General features: G+C 61.8%; 20 protein-coding genes and 1 tRNA gene. 7 read left to right on the forward strand and 14 right to left on the reverse strand.

Annotation, left to right across the window (positions count from 1 at the left end; genetic code table 11):
- Positions 1-9: 9 nt before the first annotated feature.
- The gene (gene thrH, locus AC07PQ_RS23510; RefSeq protein WP_493185280.1) at positions 10-627 is read right to left on the reverse strand and encodes a bifunctional phosphoserine phosphatase/homoserine phosphotransferase ThrH; all 618 of its coding nucleotides are present in this window, start codon (positions 625-627) and stop codon (positions 10-12) included.
- Between the two features lie 169 nt (positions 628-796).
- On the opposite strand from thrH, the gene AC07PQ_RS23515 reads away from it, so the two are divergent.
- From AC07PQ_RS23515 to AC07PQ_RS23525, 3 genes are all read left to right on the forward strand, one after another.
- Positions 797-1,531 carry a phosphoadenylyl-sulfate reductase gene (locus AC07PQ_RS23515; RefSeq protein WP_007930635.1) on the forward strand — a complete coding sequence of 245 codons (735 nt, stop codon included), beginning with the start codon at positions 797-799 and terminating at the stop codon, positions 1,529-1,531.
- Between the two features lie 531 nt (positions 1,532-2,062).
- Positions 2,063-3,610, forward strand: a complete 1,548-nt coding sequence (locus AC07PQ_RS23520) for an NCS1 family nucleobase:cation symporter-1 (RefSeq protein ID WP_493185281.1) — start codon at positions 2,063-2,065, stop codon at positions 3,608-3,610.
- 55 nt (positions 3,611-3,665) lie between these two features.
- Entirely contained in the window at positions 3,666-4,394 is a 729-nt protein-coding gene (locus AC07PQ_RS23525; protein ID WP_007930633.1) for an aspartate/glutamate racemase family protein, read from the forward strand.
- Positions 4,395-4,452: 58 nt separating this feature from the next.
- Here AC07PQ_RS23525 and AC07PQ_RS23530 read toward each other — a convergent pair whose 3' ends face one another.
- The gene (locus tag AC07PQ_RS23530; protein WP_493185282.1) at positions 4,453-5,376 is read right to left on the reverse strand and encodes a LysR family transcriptional regulator; all 924 of its coding nucleotides are present in this window, start codon (positions 5,374-5,376) and stop codon (positions 4,453-4,455) included.
- A 127-nt stretch (positions 5,377-5,503) separates the two neighbouring features.
- Between AC07PQ_RS23530 and AC07PQ_RS23535 the strand changes: the two genes are divergently transcribed.
- A complete protein-coding gene (locus AC07PQ_RS23535; protein WP_492571647.1) occupies positions 5,504-6,250 on the forward strand; it encodes a 3-oxoacyl-ACP reductase family protein in 747 nt (248 codons plus the stop codon).
- A gap of 158 nt (positions 6,251-6,408) precedes the next feature.
- On the opposite strand, the gene AC07PQ_RS23540 is transcribed toward AC07PQ_RS23535, so the two are convergent.
- From AC07PQ_RS23540 to AC07PQ_RS23580, 9 genes are all read right to left on the reverse strand, one after another.
- On the reverse strand, positions 6,409-7,104 hold the full coding sequence (locus AC07PQ_RS23540) for an HAD-IA family hydrolase (RefSeq protein ID WP_007923013.1): 696 nt from the start codon (positions 7,102-7,104) through the stop codon (positions 6,409-6,411).
- Between the two features lie 190 nt (positions 7,105-7,294).
- Positions 7,295-7,657, reverse strand: coding sequence for a hypothetical protein (locus AC07PQ_RS23545; RefSeq protein WP_493185283.1), 363 nt, complete (start codon positions 7,655-7,657; stop codon positions 7,295-7,297).
- Positions 7,654-7,842: a hypothetical protein gene (locus AC07PQ_RS23550; protein ID WP_493185331.1), complete on the reverse strand. Its 189-nt coding sequence runs from the start codon at positions 7,840-7,842 to the stop codon at positions 7,654-7,656. The genes AC07PQ_RS23545 and AC07PQ_RS23550 overlap by 4 nt, the downstream gene beginning before the upstream one ends.
- A gap of 42 nt (positions 7,843-7,884) precedes the next feature.
- Positions 7,885-8,043: a hypothetical protein gene (locus AC07PQ_RS23555; RefSeq protein WP_493185284.1), complete on the reverse strand. Its 159-nt coding sequence runs from the start codon at positions 8,041-8,043 to the stop codon at positions 7,885-7,887.
- A gap of 114 nt (positions 8,044-8,157) precedes the next feature.
- Positions 8,158-8,568: a hypothetical protein gene (locus AC07PQ_RS23560; RefSeq protein ID WP_007922998.1), complete on the reverse strand. Its 411-nt coding sequence runs from the start codon at positions 8,566-8,568 to the stop codon at positions 8,158-8,160.
- A 351-nt stretch (positions 8,569-8,919) separates the two neighbouring features.
- Positions 8,920-9,108, reverse strand: coding sequence for a hypothetical protein (locus AC07PQ_RS23565; RefSeq protein WP_007922997.1), 189 nt, complete (start codon positions 9,106-9,108; stop codon positions 8,920-8,922).
- A gap of 227 nt (positions 9,109-9,335) precedes the next feature.
- The gene (locus AC07PQ_RS23570; protein ID WP_238543407.1) at positions 9,336-9,803 is read right to left on the reverse strand and encodes a cupin domain-containing protein; all 468 of its coding nucleotides are present in this window, start codon (positions 9,801-9,803) and stop codon (positions 9,336-9,338) included.
- Positions 9,804-9,845: 42 nt separating this feature from the next.
- Positions 9,846-10,130, reverse strand: coding sequence for a hypothetical protein (locus AC07PQ_RS23575; RefSeq protein ID WP_007922992.1), 285 nt, complete (start codon positions 10,128-10,130; stop codon positions 9,846-9,848).
- 323 nt (positions 10,131-10,453) lie between these two features.
- Positions 10,454-10,543, reverse strand: a tRNA-Ser gene (locus tag AC07PQ_RS23580).
- Positions 10,544-10,861: 318 nt separating this feature from the next.
- Here AC07PQ_RS23580 and AC07PQ_RS23585 point away from each other — a divergent pair.
- The 3 genes from AC07PQ_RS23585 (at position 10,862) to AC07PQ_RS23595 (ending at position 13,605) form a co-directional block, all read left to right on the forward strand.
- Entirely contained in the window at positions 10,862-11,551 is a 690-nt protein-coding gene (locus AC07PQ_RS23585; protein ID WP_007928161.1) for a crotonase/enoyl-CoA hydratase family protein, read from the forward strand.
- Positions 11,552-11,779: 228 nt separating this feature from the next.
- A complete protein-coding gene (locus AC07PQ_RS23590; protein ID WP_007928160.1) occupies positions 11,780-12,502 on the forward strand; it encodes a lysophospholipid acyltransferase family protein in 723 nt (240 codons plus the stop codon).
- A gap of 131 nt (positions 12,503-12,633) precedes the next feature.
- Positions 12,634-13,605, forward strand: a complete 972-nt coding sequence (locus AC07PQ_RS23595; protein ID WP_007928159.1) for a magnesium and cobalt transport protein CorA — start codon at positions 12,634-12,636, stop codon at positions 13,603-13,605.
- A 79-nt stretch (positions 13,606-13,684) separates the two neighbouring features.
- On the opposite strand, the gene AC07PQ_RS23600 is transcribed toward AC07PQ_RS23595, so the two are convergent.
- The 3 genes from AC07PQ_RS23600 to AC07PQ_RS23610 all read right to left on the reverse strand — a co-directional run bounded on the left by AC07PQ_RS23600 (position 13,685) and on the right by AC07PQ_RS23610 (position 17,893).
- A complete protein-coding gene (locus AC07PQ_RS23600) occupies positions 13,685-14,413 on the reverse strand; it encodes an amidotransferase (protein WP_007928158.1) in 729 nt (242 codons plus the stop codon).
- Between the two features lie 104 nt (positions 14,414-14,517).
- The gene (locus AC07PQ_RS23605; protein WP_493185285.1) at positions 14,518-16,662 is read right to left on the reverse strand and encodes a 3-hydroxyacyl-CoA dehydrogenase NAD-binding domain-containing protein; all 2,145 of its coding nucleotides are present in this window, start codon (positions 16,660-16,662) and stop codon (positions 14,518-14,520) included.
- 25 nt (positions 16,663-16,687) lie between these two features.
- Positions 16,688-17,893, reverse strand: coding sequence for an acetyl-CoA C-acetyltransferase (locus AC07PQ_RS23610; RefSeq protein ID WP_007928156.1), 1,206 nt, complete (start codon positions 17,891-17,893; stop codon positions 16,688-16,690).
- Positions 17,894-18,571 lie beyond the last annotated feature (678 nt).

Raw genomic sequence — 18,571 nt, forward strand, 5'->3', positions numbered from 1 at the left:
GCCGCGAACCTACAGGCTCAACTCACGGTTCGACGCCTTGAGGAACTCCTGCTTCAGCTCGGCAAAGCAGTGCACCGCCGGGAATTGCGGGAACTCGCGAATCACGTTGTCCGGGGCATGGAACAGAATGCCGGCATCGGCCTCGCCGAGCATGCTGGTGTCGTTGTACGAATCCCCCGCCGCGATCACCCGGTAATACAGGCTCTTGAAGGCCAGCACCGACTGGCGCTTGGGGTCTTTCTGGCGCAGCTGGTAACCGGTCACCCGGCCGCTGTCGTCGGTGACCAGGCGGTGGCACAACAGCGTGGGAAAGCCCAGTTGGCGCATCAGCGGCTGGGAAAACTCATAGAAGGTGTCGGACAGAATCACCACCTGGAAACGCTCGCGCAGCCAGTCGACGAACTCGATGGCGCCGTCCAGCGGCTTGAGGGTGGCGATCACTTCCTGAATGTCCGACAGCTTCAGGCCGTGCTCGTCGAGAATCCGCAGGCGCTGCTTCATCAGCACGTCGTAATCGGGAATATCCCGGGTGGTCGCCTTGAGGGATTCAATCCCGGCTTTTTCGGCAAAGGCGATCCAGATTTCCGGGACCAGTACACCTTCCAGGTCGAGACAGGCAATTTCCACAGGACACTCCCATTTGTATTGGTTATTCGAGCGAGCAAAAGGACTGCCGAACTCTAGCGATTCGACCTGGCCCACGCAACGCGAGGAGCGCGCCAGCCGGGGGCGGATTTTGTTACCATCGCCAGTATCTAGAGCGCTCAGCGCCACCGACCTGTAGGAAACCGCCCTGATGAGCCCATCGTTCAATGTCGCTGAACTCGCCGCGACCTATGCCCAAAAATCCGCCCAGGACATTCTCAAACTGGCGTTCGCCGAGTTCGGCGATGACCTGTGGATCTCTTTCAGTGGTGCCGAGGATGTGGTGCTGGTGGACATGGCCTGGAAGCTGAACAAGAACGTCAAGGTGTTCAGCCTCGACACCGGGCGCCTGCACCCGGAAACCTACCGCTTCATCGAGCAGGTACGCGAGCACTACAAGATCGACATCGAAGTGGTTTCGCCGGACCACGCCAAGCTCGAGCCCTTCGTCAAGGAGAAAGGCCTGTTCAGCTTCTACAAGGATGGCCACGGCGAGTGCTGCGGCATCCGCAAGATCGAGCCGCTGCGCCGCAAGCTGTCCACCGTCAGCGCCTGGGCCACCGGCCAGCGCCGCGACCAGAGCCCGGGTACCCGCAGCCAGGTGGCGGTACTGGAGATCGACAGCGCCTTCTCCACCCCGGAACGCACCCTGTACAAGTTCAACCCGCTGGCGCAGATGACCAGCGAAGAGATCTGGGGGTACATCCGCATGCTCGAGCTGCCGTACAACAGCCTGCACGAACGCGGCTTCATCAGCATCGGCTGCGAGCCTTGCACCCGCCCTGTGCTGCCAAACCAGCATGAGCGCGAAGGCCGCTGGTGGTGGGAAGAAGCCACGCAGAAGGAATGTGGCCTGCACGCCGGCAATATCATCAGCAAGGGCTAAAGCCCCAATTCCTCTTTCTTCTGTAGGAGCGAAGCTTGCTCGCGAGACGGTGTATCTGACACACCGCTTCGCTCCTACAGAAACCCCTCCTCCCGGTAAAAATCTTGTACACACAAGTGTCACCACAGGTGCCATTTTTGTGTGCACTTTATGCCTCTACGCCCCAAAAAGTTACACCCTCCTCCCTGGGCCATTCTCCACCGCGCTCCCCCCCTACCCCCTCGAAAAATAAATACCTGTTCGAACGGTCAATTTATAACTTCGTAATTTCAGTCATTTAGAAATTATTAAGAACAAAGCGAAATTATCGGTCGCTTGCTTAGATTGGGATCTGGCACGGAAGTGGCTTAAGTCGTTTCGCATCTTGTATACAACTTAAATAAAAAATACATACACTTTATATCCGCAAGCCGGGTTCCCGAATCCGCCTGCAGATGCCCAGAACCCAGTGATTCCCGGACTGCGCCGAAGACTGCCGAGCCTTGCGCTCAAGCACAGTCAGCGCGGATTCGCGATCAGGAGCCTGCCGGAATGCGTACCAGTCCTTCCAATAACATCGCACTGGATTTGCCCTCCTCCCATACCCACGCCAACCTCGACCCCAGCATCGCCCACGACACCGCTTCGCCAGTCGACCTCAGCCCGCGCCTGCACAACCGCGACCTGGCGCCGACCAAGGTCGAAGGCCGGCGCTGGGGTGGCTACAGCATCTTTGCCCTGTGGACCAATGACGTGCACAACATCGCCAATTACTCCTTCGCCATCGGCCTGTACGCCCTGGGCCTGGGCGGCTGGCAGATCCTCCTGTCCCTGGGGATCGGCGCGGCGCTGGTGTACTTCTTCATGAACCTGTCCGGCTACATGGGCCAGAAGACCGGCGTGCCCTTCCCGGTGATCAGCCGTATCAGCTTCGGCATCCATGGCGCGCAGATTCCGGCGCTGATCCGCGCGGTGATCGCCATCGCCTGGTTCGGTATCCAGACCTACCTGGCCTCGGTGGTGTTCCGGGTATTGCTCACAGCCATCCACCCCGGCTTCGCCGACTACGACCACAACTCGATCCTCGGCCTGTCGAGCCTGGGCTGGGTGTGTTTCGTGGCGATCTGGCTGGTGCAGCTGGCGATCCTCGCCTACGGCATGGAAATGGTCCGGCGCTATGAGGCCTTTGCCGGCCCGGTGATCCTGGTGACCGTTGCCGCCCTCGCCGCCTGGATGTACACCCAGGCCAACGCCAGCATCGCCTGGTCGATCCAGGAGCCGCTGAGCGGTGGCGAGATGTGGCGCCAGATCTTCGCCGGCGGTGCGCTGTGGCTGGCGATCTACGGCACACTGGTGCTCAACTTCTGCGACTTCGCCCGCTCCTCGCCCTGCCGCCGGACCATCAAGATTGGCAATTTCTGGGGGCTGCCGGTGAACATCCTGGTGTTCGCAGCCATCACCGTATTGCTCTGCGGCGCGCAGTTCCAGATCAACGGCAAGATCATCGAAAGCCCGACCGAAATCATCGCCTCGATCCCCAACACCTTCTTTCTGGTGCTCGGTTGCCTGGCATTCCTGATCGTCACCGTGGCGGTGAACATCATGGCCAACTTCGTCGCCCCGGCCTTCGTGCTCAGCAACCTGGCGCCGAAATACCTGACCTTCCGCCGCGCCGGGCTGATCAGCGCGACCCTCGCGGTGCTGATCCTGCCGTGGAACCTCTACAACAGCCCGCTGGTGATCGTGTACTTCCTGTCCGGGCTCGGTGCCCTGCTGGGGCCGCTGTACGGGGTGATCATGGTCGACTACTGGCTGCTGCGCAAAGGCCGGATCAACGTGCCCGAACTGTACAGCGAGCACCCGCAAGGCGCGTATTTCTACAGCCATGGGGTCAACCTGCGGGCGGTGGCGGCATTCGTTCCCTCGGCGCTGATCGCCATCGTCCTGGCCCTGGTGCCGGGGTTTGCCAGCGTCTCGCCCTTCTCCTGGCTGATCGGCGCCGGCATTGCCGGCCTGCTGTACCTGATCGTCGCCAAACGCCAGCCCTACTATGCGGATGTCAGCGGTGAATCCATCGCCGTCGATAACGTCAGCCACTAACCTTGAACGGCCCGTCTGCGGCGGGCCCCGAATGCCTCAACGATAAGGACAGCCCATGCGAATTCTCGTGGTCAACGTCAACACCACCGACTCCATCACCCAGGCCATCGCCCGCCAGGCCCAGGCCGTGGCCGCGCCCGGCACCGAAATCATCGGCCTGACCCCACACTTCGGCGCCGACTCCATCGAAGGCAACTTCGAAAGCTACCTGGCCGCCATCGCCGTCATGGACCGCGTGTTGTCCTACGACCAGCCCTACGACGCGGTGATCCAGGCCGGTTATGGCGAGCACGGCCGCGAAGGCCTGCAGGAGCTGCTCAACGTGCCGGTGGTGGACATCACTGACGCCGGCGCCAGCACCGCGATGTTCCTCGGCCACGCCTATTCGGTGGTGACGACCCTGGATCGCACCGTGCCGCTGATCGAGGACCGCCTGAAACTCTCCGGCCTGTACGACCGTTGCGCCTCGGTTCGGGCCAGCGGGCTGGCGGTGCTGGAGCTGGAAGAGGACCCGGCGCGCGCCGTGGAAGCCATCGTGCGCCAGGCCGAACTGGCGGTCAGTGAAGACAAGGCCGAGGTGATCTGCCTGGGCTGTGGCGGCATGGCCGGCCTGGACGAACAGATCCGCCAGCGCACCGGCGTGCCGGTGGTGGACGGCGTGACCGCAGCGGTGACCATCGCCGAATCCCTGGTGCGGCTGGGGCTGTCCACCTCCAAGGTGCGCACCTACGCCACGCCACGGCCAAAAACCATCATCGGCTGGCCAGGGCGCTTCGGGCGCTGAGCCTTCGCTTGTCGCGAGCAAGCCCGCCTCTATTAGGGAAGCGGGTTTGCGCGCCTCTTCAAACCGCGCTGAAGCGTTGCTCCAGGCCCTGCTCGGCGAACTGCTCGATCACGAAGTCGACGAAGGCCCGGGTCTTGCCCGGCAACAGTTTGTGCTCGGCGTAGTAGATCGAGATGTTGCCGTCGTCGACGTACCAGTCCGGCAATACCCGCACCAGGGTGCCGGTGCTCAAGTAACCGACGGCGAACGGCATGCTCACCAGGGCCACCCCCAGGCCCTGGGCGGCAGCGGCGCAGGCCGCTTCCGAATCGCTCATGGTCATCCGCGCCTTCAGGTTCAGCGGGCTTTGCTGCCGGGTGCGGCTGGTCAGGGCCCAGGAGCGCACCCGCCCGGTCTGTGGCGAGCGGATCAGGATGCCTTCGCAATATTGCAAGTCCTCGGGCTGCTCGACCGCCGCGCAGCGCACCAGATAGTCCGGCGAGGCCACCAGGATGCGGTGAGCCGGGGTCAGCCGTCGCGCCACCACCCCCTGGGGCAGCTCAAAGCCGCCGCCGATCGCCGCGTCGAAACCCTGGCCGATCAGGTCCACCTGACGGTTATCGAAATGCCAGTCCGGGCTGATCTCTGGGAAACGCCGCAGGAATTCGCCGAGCATGGGCACGATGTACAGCCGTCCAAACACCGTGCCCATGCTGACTTTCAGGGTGCCCGCCGGGCGCCCTTCGGCGCTGGCCAGGTTGGCCACAGCGTTCTGGATGGTGTACAGGCTGGCGCTGACCTCGCCAAGAAACAGTTTGCCGGCCTCGGTCAGGGTCAGGCTGCGGGTGCTGCGCTGAAACAGCCGGACCCCGAGCCGGGCCTCGAGCTTGGCCACGCTTTTACCCACCGCGGCGGGGGTCAGGCTCAAGCGTCGCGCGGCTTCGGCAAAGCTGCCGACTTCGGCGCTGCGCACAAAGCATTCGATGCTGCTGAAGGTTTCCATGGCGCCTCACTATAAACTTCTGGTTTACACAGACTAGAGCGATTCCTATCTACACAGCACCTAATTCGAGGTCGATACTCGACTCCAACCACAAGGCAGCCCGCCTTGGACTTTTTTGGAGAACGACATGACCACTCAATCCTTCAGCGGCAAAGTAGCCCTGGTTCAAGGCGGTTCCCGCGGCATTGGCGCGGCCATCGTGCAACGCCTGGCGGCCGAAGGCGCCGCTGTCGCCTTCACCTATGTCAGCTCCACCGCCAAGGCCGAAGCCTTGCAGGACAGCATCACCGCCGCTGGCGGCAAGGCCCTGGCGATCCTCGCCGACAGCGCCGATGCCGCGGCCATCCGCCAGGCGGTCGAGAGCACGGTCGAAACCTTTGGTCGCCTGGACATCCTGGTCAACAACGCCGGCGTCCTGGCCATCGGCCCGCTGGAAGACTTCAAGCTGGAAGACTTCGACCGGACCCTGGCCATCAACATCCGCAGCGTGTTCGTCGCCACCCAGGAAGCGGCCCGGCATATGGGCGAAGGCTCGCGCATCATCAACATCGGCAGCACCAACGCCGAACGCATGCCTTTTGCCGGTGGCGGTACCTATGCCATGAGCAAATCGGCCCTGGTCGGCCTGACCAAAGGCCTGTCCCGCGACCTCGGCCCACGGGGCATCACCATCAACAATGTGCAACCCGGCCCGGTCGACACCGACATGAACCCGGCCCACGGCGATTTCGCCGAAAGCCTGATCCCGCTGATGGCCATCGGGCGCTATGGCCACGCGGAAGAAATCGCCAGCTTCGTGGCTTACCTGGCAGGCCCGGAAGCGGGTTACATCACCGGCGCCAGTCTGACGATCGACGGTGGCTTCAGCGCCTGATTCCTGCGCCCATGAAAAACGCCGGGCCACCCTCATCAGGTGGCCCGGCGTTTTTGTAGCCGCTGCCGCAGGCTGCGATCGACTCCACAGAAGGCGCCGCACTTGAGACCGCTGAAGCTCTGGCGGGCTTATCGCAGCCTGCGGCAGCGGCTACAGGTTCAGCTCCATTGCAGCAGCGGCAAACCACAGGCCGCCGGCTGGAACCCCTTCAGCGAACGCAGAATGGCATCGGCATGGGCGTACTTGGCGTCCGCCATCGCCGGATCGGGAATGGCGATCGCGGTCATTCCCGCCGCCTTCGCCGCGGTGACACCGAAAGGCGAATCCTCGAACACCAGGCAATCCTCGGGGGCAACGCCCAGGCGCCGCGCGGCGGTCAGGAAGATATCCGGCGCCGGCTTGGCCGCGCCCACTTCCGGGTCGTCGGCGGTGACTATGGTGTCGAACAGCGCGAACCAGTCGCCGTGCAAGGTGGTTTTCTGGGCGAAAGACTGGCGCGAAGAACTGGTGCCCACGGCAATCGGCACATTATTGGCCTTGAGGTGCTGCACCAGTTCCTGCGCGCCCGGCATCGCCAGCGCCCGGGGAAAGCGTTCGCGCATCAGTGGCTCCCGAATTACCAGGAACTCCTCCGGAGTGATCGGCAGGTCCAGGGCTTGCACCACATAGCGGGCCAGGTCCGCGGCGCCACGGCCAATGATGTTCTGCTTGATTGTCCAATCAAAGGTGCGGCCATAACGATCGGCGATCAGCTGGGTCACCTCGGTGTAGATGCCTTCGGTGTCCAGCAGCAAACCGTCCATATCGAAAATCACGGCCTTGATCGGGCCCACATCATTCAACTGTGCATTCATCGCATCTGATCCGTTAACAAAAAACATCCCGGGGAGCGGCTCAGGTACGGCCAGTTTCTTGCCCGATTAAAGGGTTCAGCAGCATAGCCGCGGCAGATGACGGGGAGCAACCGCGGGTCAGCGTGCAGGCAGACAAAAGCCCGGACAGGCCGGGCTCGCAGGTCTCGACATCATGAGTGAACAAAGCACGCTAGCGTCCCGCCCGTCCGCTACCGCCTCCTGGCCCCCCGGTGCCACCGCCCGCGCTGCCGGTTCCACCACCGGCACCGCCACCACCCATGATGGAACCATTGACGCCAGTGGAGCCCATGCCGCCACCCTGGCCGGAAGAGCCGCGCGACTTGTCGACCCGCGAACGGCTGTCCATGACACCTACACCATTCCCGCCCAGGGCTCCTGGTCGCAGCATGAGACCGTTGCCGGAACCGCCCTCGAACGACCGCAGCGGAGGATTGGCCGGGGCTCGTCCGTCAGCGGATTCTGCCAGGCTGGAGAAACAGAAAATCGACACCAGGGCGACCAACACCAGGCTCAGCAGTTTTGCGCGGCTCACGACGAGCCTCCCGGAGCGGTGCGCCGCTTGCCCCTGGCCGCCTTGCGCTGCGGCCCGGGTCGAGACAGCTCCTGCTCGGCGTTGGCATCCGGGAGGATCTGCTCGGGGCTCAGCGCATCCGTGGGGGAAGGCAGCGGATATTCGGGCGTGTCATCCCGGTCGATAGGTTTCGGATCATGCTTCATAGACACCTCACACCGGTCATGCCGGCGTGCTGGAAGCAGACTTCACGGGCCCTTTTCCTCCGACTCGTCTGCCTCATCGTCATAGCTCAGCGGGACCAGGGCGTCATCCATCAGCGAGCCTGGGTCTTCATTGCCCGGATCGTTGACCAGGGGCACGCCCGAGGAGTCGTCTTCTTTCTTGCCAGCAGTTTCCGGAGTCATGGCAAACCTCGTCGACACAATGTGTCCATCATTGAATTCGAGGGGCTGGAGCGATATTCGTTCCCATAAAAAAGCCCGGCACAAGGCCGGGCTTTTTTACACACTGCTGCAGAATCAATCGTGCTTGTGTTTATTCTTGTGCTTTTTGCCGCCGCCGGAGTGATGGCCATCGTCACCCATGCTGCTGCCCAAAGCGCCACCGGCCGCGCCGCCCAGGCCTGCGCCGATGGTCGAGCCAGTGCTGCCGCCCAGCTTGTTGCCGATCACCGAGCCACCGGCCGAACCCAGCCCGCCACCAATGGCCGCCTCGGTACGGCTGCCTTTACGGGCACCGACCGCGCTGCCGGCAGCGCCGCCAAGACCCGCACCCACCGCGGCGCCCGTGCTGCCGCCAATCTGTTGTCCCACCACATTGCCCAGCGCGCCACCCAAACCGCCGCCGACTGCAGCAGTGCCATCACCGGCGGCCATCGCACCTTGAGCAGCCAGAAGCCCCAAAACCAGAGCAGGCAGTGTTAAACGCATGATGTAAACCTCAAAAAAGATGCTGGAGAGTCATTCTATAGCGGTGTCTGACTAAAGCTGAGCAGCGACAGCAGAACGCTGTGATCCTTTTAGTCACAGTGTTGGACCGTTTTTGCGCAAAGAGTTTTCAGCCAGGCAAAAAAAAGCCCGCTGGGGAGACGGGCTAATAGGATTTGCTTTAACGGATGAGTCGAGCCTACGCAGTCGTTTGTGAATAAATTGTGAAAACCCCGCTACCCTGTGCAACGGATAAGACGAAAGGTCCAACTTCATTCAAATCAATCGCGGCGGCCCATTGTTCAGGTAACAAAAACCCCGCCCGGAAGCGGGGTTGTTCGGTATGTATGAAGGCTACCTTCTCTTAGGAAGCGCCGCTTTCGGGAAAAACTTTGTCTGGGTCACCCTGGGTAATGCACTGGCCCTGGTCTTGCCTACCGACGCCTTGGCCGGTGGCTCACTGTCAAACGCTGCCTGACCGCAGCGCACCAGGTTGTTGATTGGGAACTCATCCCCGTTGTCCTCGATATAAGGATCGCTCATCTCCCTGCTCCCTCCAACAACCGGTCGATACCGGCAAGCACCTGACTGCCTAGAAAATATCGACCGTCACGGCGTTTCAGACTAGCCGGTCATTTAAGGACTTGTAGTTCACAAGAGAAAAGACCGACGAATGGCCCAAGCTGGAGCTCTTCGTCCAAGGGTGTGGATCGTCGCTTAAAAAGAAGCTGATGGCTTGCATCAGCTCCTTTTTTCCGGCTGCATTTCGCCTAGACCTTACGAGCGTAGTTGCTGGCTCCGAACCAGTCGACCACCACCACGGTTTCATCCCCCACCACCCAGGCGTCATGCCCCTTAGGCAGGGAGGTGATATCACCCGGCCCGGCGATGATTTCAGTGCCGTCATCCATCAGGATCGCCAGCCTGCCGGCCACGTGATACTGAAAGTGCGGTGCCTGGCAACTCGGTGTCTGCGCCAGCGGTTTAATGTCGTTCGACCAGCGCCAGCCCGGCTTGAACGTGAAGCGTCCCACTTCACACTGACCGATCTTCAGGATCTCTGCCTTGCCATTGGAAAACTCGCGGGTCTCATCCGGTTCGGAGAAGGATTTATGCTCGGTGACCTGTTCGTGCGTGGACATGATGGTGTTCTCGATTGAGTAGCTGCAAAGCCTGCCGACGCCGGCAACATCACCCCACGCCCGCAGACAACCAGCATCGCCCCACTCGATGCGCATGACCATTCTAGACCTGAAAGCGTGGAGCGCCTGCGACAAACGCTAAACGTAAGGTTGCCCGCCAAACCCCCGAGGCAGGCGCTGCAACCCGGCCATGGCCGTCAGCCGCTGGGTCCAGGCTGCACGCCAGTCGCTTGCCGCGTGCTCTGCCTTGGCTTTGCGCGCCGCTCGACGTGCCGCATTGCGCTGATTCTTACGGGCATCCTTGAACACCTCGGTGTTGCGGCAACTGCGGCATTTGACCCGCGCCGGCTCGGTGCTGGATATGAGATTGGAACCCTTGTGGCCGCAGGCCAGATGCCCGGCGACCTTGAAGTGAATGACCATTGCGCGTCTCCTCGTAGCCAGTACGGGGCACAGAAAACCCCACGCTGATGCCCGCCTGATATCGGCGGAAAACCTCACCTTCAAGGTGACCTGACCGCCAGGCTTCGCAGGGGTAACAAAGCCAAAGACCACTCAAGTATCCAGCGTGATCGATACCTTGCTGGAGCAACTTTGGCTGTTGCGAACTCGTAATGATTTTGACCATCACGGGGAAACGGCGTTCAGCAAAGAAGCCGCTCGCCCACTGCCGCGATTAAGCAGCCCCAGAAAGCACAAAACCCCTGATTTCTCGAGGAAATCAGGGGTTTTGCGTAGATCGAATATGGCGGTTGAGGAGGGATTCGAACCCTCGATACAGTTTCCTGTATACACACTTTCCAGGCGTGCTCCTTAAGCCACTCGGACACCCAACCGTGTCTCGTCAAACCGATTCAGTCTGTCGAGGCGCGCTAATGTAGTCGAAAGCTTTTCTGATGGCAAAGGTTTTTTTCAGAATTTTCATGCGCTTAAGACATTTCTTCGGATTGAGGTACTGCGCTGGCATCAGCGCCATGGCAAACCGGCCAATCTCTGGCCTGGCTGGCAGCTATATAGGAGGGCCGATCCGCGCCCCAGGTGGCCGGCTACGCTTGTCAGGCCAGAAAGGGCTGACTCACCAGTCAGTCACAGCGCTTTACCTGACCTGTGACCGTGGGTAACGTCTGCCCCACTTCAATACAAGGAATTGCGTCATGAGTGAGTTGATTTCTTACCACCTCGAAGACGGTATCGCGACCCTGACCTTGAGCAATGGCAAGGTCAATGCCATTTCCCCGGACGTGATTGCCGCCTTCAATGCCGCGCTGGACCAGGCCGTCACCGATCGCGCGGTGGTGATCATCACCGGGCAGCCCGGTATTCTGTCGGGCGGCTACGACCTGAAAGTGATGACCGCCGGCCCTAAAGAAGCCGTAAGCCTGGTGACCTCGGGTTCGACCCTGGCCCGTCGCCTACTGTCGCACCCCTTCCCCGTCATCGTCGCCTGCCCTGGGCACGCCGTGGCCAAGGGCGCGTTCCTGCTGCTGTCCGCGGACTACCGCATCGGCGTCGAAGGCCCGTTCAGCATCGGCCTGAACGAAGTGCAGATCGGCATGACCATGCACCACGCCGGCATCGAGCTGGCCCGTGACCGCCTGCGCAAATCCGCGCTGCACCGGTCGGTGATCAATGGCGAGATGTTCGACCCGCAAGGCGCGGTGGATGCCGGTTTCCTCGATAAGGTGGTGAGCGTCGAGGAGCTGCAAGGCGCCGCCCTGGCCGCCGCGCGTCAGTTGAAGAAGATCAACATGACCGCCCACAAGAACACCAAGCTGAAAGTGCGCAAGGCGCTGCTGGAAGCCCTGGACAACGCGATCATCCTCGATCAGGAACACCTGGGCTGAAGCCTGGGCCCGCCGCCCACAAGCCCGACCTGCGCGTCGGGCTTTTTTATGCCTGCACCTTTATGCCTGCACCGCGAGAAAGACTGTGCGACGCTCTAGTTCGCCGCTGAGCAAAGAGTCGGAAACATGCGCTTAAACATCGGCCATCTTCTCCTTCTATACAGGTAATTGCCGAAAACAGTGCACATCCGTACACTGCGCCACCTTTTGTCCCCGGTGGGCCTGTAGATGCTGTATCTGTTTCGTATGTTATTGATGGGCCTGCATTTTGTTGCAGCGGGGATTCTCGGCGTGGTGCTGGGGCTATGCCGCCCGTTCAACCCGGACAACAGCCGCCTGTGCGCGCGCCTGTATGCCTTGCCGGCCATGTGCATTCTGCGCCTGCGGGTCAAGGCCGAAGTCGGGCCGCTGATGGACAAGCCCAAGAGCTGCGTGATCATCGCCAACCACCAGTCCAACTACGACCTGTTCGTGTTCGGCAACGTGGTGCCCCGGCGCACCGTGTGCATCGGTAAAAAGAGCCTGAAATGGGTGCCGCTGTTCGGCCAGTTGTTCTGGCTGGCGGGCAATGTGTTGATCGACCGTGGCAACGCGCACAAGGCGCGCCGCTCGATGCTGACTACCACCCACACCCTGCAACACAAGGACACCTCGATCTGGGTCTTCCCGGAAGGCACCCGCAACCTCGGCGAGGACCTGCTGCCGTTCAAGAAAGGCGCCTTCCAGATGGCCATCGCCGCCGGCGTGCCGATCGTCCCGGTGTGCGCCAGCAGCTACATCCGCCACATGCGTCTCAACCGCTGGCGCAGTGGCAGGATCCTGATCCGCTCGCTGCCGGCGATCCCCACCGCCGGGCTGAGCCTGGACGACATGCCGAGGCTGATCGAACAGTGTCGCGAACAGATGCGCGAGTGCATCGAGTCGATGGACCGCCAGCTACAGACCGCCTGAAAACAGCCCGCCGCGAGCGGGCTTTTTTATTGCCGGCGAACTCCGCCCAACAGGCTGACTCTGATCAGTCATGGGGCTAAGCTGCACGAAGTCTCACTCCTCATTTCGATAAGAAGAAGCGAACAGGAACCATGGGTAGAGTTGTTGCCGCCGCAGTCTACAGCGCGGGTAAAAGAGTCACGGACATCACCCTCGACGAAGGGGCGGCCTGGGCCGCCAAACCCGGGCACTTTGTCTGGATCGGCCTCGAAGAACCCAACGCCCAGGAACTGGCCAATCTGCAACGCCAGTTCAACCTGCACGAACTGGCCATCGAGGACGCCCTGGAAAAACACAGCCGGCCGAAACTCGAAACCTTCGGCGACGCGCTGTTTATCGTCACCTACTCCCCGGTGCGCGAAGCCGGAAAGCTGGAGTTCATCGAGACCCATATCTTTGCCGGCAAGGGCTATATCATCACTGCCCGCAATGGCCACTCCAAATCCTATGGGTTCGTGCGCCAGCGTTGCGAGGCACGACCGCTGCTGCTGGAGCACGGCGAAGACTTCGTGCTCTACGCGCTACTGGATTTCGTCACCGAGAACTACCAGCCGGTCAGCGAAGCGATCCATGCCGAGATCGACGAACTGGAACGCAGCGTGCTGTGCAGTTCGCTCAACGAGCGGGATATCCAGCACCTCCACAGCCTGCGCCGCGACGTGCTGCGCCTGCGCCGCTATGTAGCGCCCATGGTTGAGATCAGCGAAGAGCTGCAGAAGCTCAGCTTCCCCTTTATCGACAAGAACATGCGCCCGTACTTTCGCGACGTGCAGATCCATGTCACCCGGCAGATGGAAGACCTGGCGACCTTGCGCGACATCGCCAGCCAGACCATCGAGATCGGCGTCCTGCTGGAGGCCTCGCGACAAAGCGTGGTGCAACGCAAGTTCGCCGCCTGGGCGGCGATCCTGGCGTTCCCGACCGCAGTGGCGGGGATCTACGGAATGAACTTCGACAACATGCCCGAGCTGAAGATGCACTACGGCTACTTCGGTGTGCTGGCGTTTCTGGTGCTGGGCTGTACGGGGTTGTGGGCGAGCTTCAAGCGCTCGGGGTGGCTCTGACAGCAGAGCCGGGCTGGACGCTCCTGCAAGGGCCTTGAGACCGTTGTAGAAGCGAACCGGCTGGCGATCGGCTATGGATTCAAACCGATCCGGCCTGCGGCTTGTGCGCCACAAAACGCATCATCCACTCGGCAACGGTGCTGCCGTGATGATCCCGGTCCAGACTGGCGATGCCCTTTTGATAGACCTGTTCGCCCAGGTGCTGCTGGCGCAGGTCCAGCAAGGCCCGCGAATAGTCGTGGATAAACTCCGGGTGGCCCTGGAAGCACAGCACCTGATCATTGATGTGATAGGCCGCGAACGGGCAGAAATCGCTGGAAGCGATGACCGTGGCGTTTTCCGGCAAGGCAGTCACCTGGTCCTGATGGCTGATCAACAGCGTCAACTCTTCCACCACCGGGCTCATCCACGGCGCCCTGGCCGCCAGCTTGTAGTTGTGGGTACCCACGCCCCAGCCCTGGGTCGCGCGTTCGCTCTTGCCGCCCAGCAGCAACGCCAGCAACTGATGGCCAAAGCAGATGCCCAGCAGTTTGTCGCCGCGCTTATAACGCTCCAGCAGGTAGGTCTTGAGGGTTTGAATCCAGGGGTCGGTACCGAAGGAGTCGGCCTTGCTCCCCGTGACCAGGTAAGCGTCGAAGCTTTGGTCGTCGCTCGGGTAGTGGCCCTGCATCACGTTGTAGACGGTAAATTCGGCAGCGAGCGGCTGCTGTGAAAACAGGCGCTGAAACATCTGCCCGTAACCCTGATATTGATCGACCAATTCTGGACGCAGGATGTCGGTTTCCAGAATGCAGATGCGTAGCGACATAAAAAATACCTGACACGTGATGGGAATAATGAACACCCCAGAGCCTGCCTTGAAACGCCCGATCAAGGCAAGCCCTGCGATGCATCACTTCAATCCCTTCAGCCTCAGAACAACTGGCCCTTGGCGGCCTTCTCCAGCAGCAGCGCCGGCGGCGCGAAACGCTCGCCATATTGCTCGGCCAGGTACTGGGCCCGGGCGATAAAGTCCTTCAAACCGTACTGGTTGATGAACTGCAAGGCCCCACCGGTCCAGGCCGCGAAGCCGATACCGAAGATCGAACCGATATTGGCATCGGCCGTCGAGCACAACACGCCCTCCTCCACACAACGCACGGTTTCGATGGCCTGCACGAACAACAATCGGTCGCGCACGTCCTGCGGCGAAATCTGCCCGTCGGCTTTCTCGAAGCGGGTTTTCAGTTGCGGCCACAAATGCTTCTGCCCCCCGGCCGGGTAATCGTAGAAACCACCGCCCGCCGCCTTGCCTGGGCGCTTGTACTCATTGAGCAGCAGGTCGATCACGGCAAAGGCCGGATGCTCCGGCAACGGCTTGCCTTCGGCCTGCAGGTCCTTGGCAGTCTGTTGGCGGATATGGCTCAGCAGGCTCAGGGAAACCTCGTCGCAGATCGCCAGCGGGCCGATCGGCATGCCCGCCTTGCGCGCCTCGGTCTCGATCATCGGCGCGGCCACACCCTCGCCGAGCATGGCAATGCCTTCGTTGGTGAAGGTGCCGAACACCCGCGAAGTGAAAAAGCCGCGGCTGTCGTTGACCACGATCGGGGTCTTCTTGATCTGCTGGACGAAGTCGAAGCCGCGCGCCAGGGTTTCGTCGCTGGTCTGCTCGCCCTTGATGATTTCCACCAGGGGCATTTTTTCCACCGGGCTGAAAAAATGCAGGCCGATGAACTTGCCTTGATCCGGCACCGCCTTGGCCAGGCCACTGATGGGCAAGGTCGAGGTGTTGGACGCGATCACCGCCTGTGCCCCCACCACCTGCTGCGCCGCCGCCGAGACCCTGGCCTTGAGTTCGCGATCCTCGAACACCGCCTCGATGATCAGGTCGCACCCGGCCAGGTCGGCGTCCTGCTCGGTGGTGGTGATCTGCGCCAGCGTGGCGTCACGCTGTTCGGCGCTCAATTGGCCACGGGCGATCTTCTTCTCCAGCAACGCCGCCGAATAGGCCTTGCCCTTCTCGGCCGCCGCCAGGCTGATGTCCTTGAGCACCACCTCGATGCCGGCCACCGCACTGACATAGGCAATCCCGGCGCCCATCATCCCGGCACCGAGCACCCCGACCTTCCTGGTCACATAGGGCGCAAAGCCTTGGGGACGGGAGCCACCGGCATTGATCTCATTGAGTTGGAACCAGAAGGTGCCGATCATGTTTTTCGCCACCTGGCCGGTGGTCAGCTCGGTGAAATAGCGGGCTTCGATCAACTGCGCGGTATCGAAATCGACCTGGGCGCCCTCCACGGCCGCACAGAGAATTTTCTCCGGCGCCGGCAGGCAGCCCTGGGTCTTGCTGCGCAGGATCGATGGTGCGATGGCCAGCATCTGCGCGACTTTCGGGTGCGCCGGCGTGCCCCCTGGGATCTGGTAGCCGGCCACGTCCCAGCGCTGCTTGACCGCCGGGTTGGCGACAATCCACGCCCTGGCCTTGGCCAGCAGATCGTCGCGGTCGCTGGCCAGTTGGTCGATCAGGCCGGCCTGCAGCGCCTGCTGCGGTCGGACCTTCTTGCCTTCCAGCAGATACGGCAGGGCTTTTTCCAGCCCCAGCAAACGCACCATGCGCACCACCCCGCCACCGCCCGGCAGCAGGCCGAGGGTCACTTCCGGCAGGCCGACCTGCAGCGACGAATCGTCCAGCGCCACCCGGTGATGGCAGGCCAGGCAGATCTCCCAGCCACCGCCCAGGGCCGCGCCGTTGATCGCCGCTACCACGGGCTTGCCCAGGGTCTCCAGGGCCCGCAGCTGGCCCTTGAGAGTCAGCACCATGTCATAGAAGGCCTGGGCTTCGGGCTTGCCGACCTTGATCAATTCATTGAGGTCGCCGCCGGCGAAGAAGGTCTTTTTCGCCGAAGTGACGATCACCCCGGCAATCGATTCCTGCTCGGCTTGCAGGCGGGCCACACAGGCGGCCATGGCCTCGCGGTACACCGCATTCATGGTGTTGGCGCTCTGGCCCGGCATGTCGATGGTCAGAACGACGATCTGGTCCTGGCCCTTTTCGTAACGGATGGCTTGGGTCATGAAAGTGCTTCCTTGAAGTCAGGGCTCAGAGGCGTTCGATGATGGTGGCGATACCCATGCCGCCGCCGACGCAGAGGGTCGCCAGGCCGTAACGCTGGCGCCGCGCTTCCAGCTCGTCGAGCAAGGTGCCGAGGATCGCGCAGCCGGTGGCGCCCAGCGGGTGGCCCATGGCGATGGAGCCGCCATTGACGTTGACCTTGCCCGGGTCGATGGCCATGTCCTTGATGAACTTCAGCACCACCGAAGCGAAGGCCTCGTTGACCTCGAACAGGTCGATGTCCTCGACCCGCAGCCCGGCCTTAGCCAGCGCCTTGCGCGTGGCCGGCGCAGGCCCGGTGAGCATGATGGTCGGATCGGTGCTGGTGACCGCCGTGGCGACGATCCGCGCCCGCGGCTTGAGGCCCAGCGCCTGGCCCTTGGCCTCGGAACCGATCAGCATCAGCGCCGCGCCATCGACTATCCCTGAGCTGTTGCCCGGGGTGTGCACGTGGTGGATGCGCTCGACATGGCTGTAGACCCGCAAGGCGGTGGCGTCGAAGCCCATCTGGCCGATCATCTCGAAGCTGGGCTTGAGCTTGCCCAGACCTTCGAGGGTGGAATCGGCGCGTATGAACTCATCATGATCCAGCAGGACGATGCCGTTCTGGTCTTGCACCGGCACCAGGGACTTGCTGAAAGCCCCCGCCGCCCTGGCCCGAGCGGCCTTTTGCTGGGACTGCAGGGCAAAGGTATCGACATCCTCACGGCTGAGGCCTTCCAGGGTGGCGATCAGGTCCGCGCCTATGCCTTGCGGGGTGAAATGGCTGTGCATATTGGTTTGCGGGTCAAGCACCCAGGCACCGCCGTCGCTGCCCATGGGCACCCGCGACATCGACTCGACACCGCCGACCACCACCAGGTCCTCGAAACCGGAGCGCACTTTCATCGCGCCCAGGTTCACCGCTTCGAGGCCCGAGGCGCAAAAACGGTTGATCTGCACTCCGGCTACGCTGACGTCCCAGTCGGCGACCAGCGCCGCGGTCTTGGCGATGTCGGCCCCCTGGTCGCCGATCGGCGTCACGCAGCCGAGCACGATGTCGTCGACCTGGCTGGTGTCGAGTCCGGTACGCCGCTGCAGGGCCTCGAGCAGCCCGGCCAGCAGGTTCACCGGCTTGACGCTGTGCAAGGCGCCGTCGGCCTTGCCTTTGCCACGGGGGGTGCGTAATGCATCGAATATCAAAGCCTGGGTCATGACGTCCTCGAACCGCTGTGCAGATGAATGATGACAGGGCTCCCACTCTTGGCCCCGAGGGGCCCGGATTCAATGACCGATGCGCTCACTGACCTTGACGGTCACGCTCAGACGAACGGTAGTGAGCTAATGGATTCCGCCCGCCGCATAACGGAACCGTCTAGACAAAGGCCGGGCAAGAAGATGGCAATAAGCCTCATGCGTTTTTTAAAGCATTCGTCTATTAGCTGATATGAAATGGATCTAAGCCCAGGGTTACAAGGCCCCTAAGGTAGGAACTGTAGGCAGTGAATCGTTGCAGCCGGGTCTTGCCGGTGCACGTGTAAGAAAAGGGACACATCGCCTGACCAGAGTGAAGCGGCAGGCATGCATTTGATGTTCAGGAATAACAACAAAAGGCATTCAGCCATGTTCAAGCATTCGAAAGTCCGTCAAGCGGGGCTCATTCTGTTCGCAACCACCTTGCTTCTGATTTTGCCGAATCTCACCAAAGTGATCGGCTAGAGGCGTGGCCATCCCGTCACGCAATTGCATCTTTGTGCTCCGGTTCGCTACCGAGGCAGGCGCTTGTGTGCCACTCTTTCTGACGCCGCGGCCACGCTGAATCAGGGCGTCGTCGCGCTTATCAGAAAACTGGAGACAGGCCGTACGCGCTGCTCTCCACCCCAGCGACGGAAC

The sequence above is a fragment of the Pseudomonas sp. GW821-FHT09E12 genome (assembly GCF_059416085.1).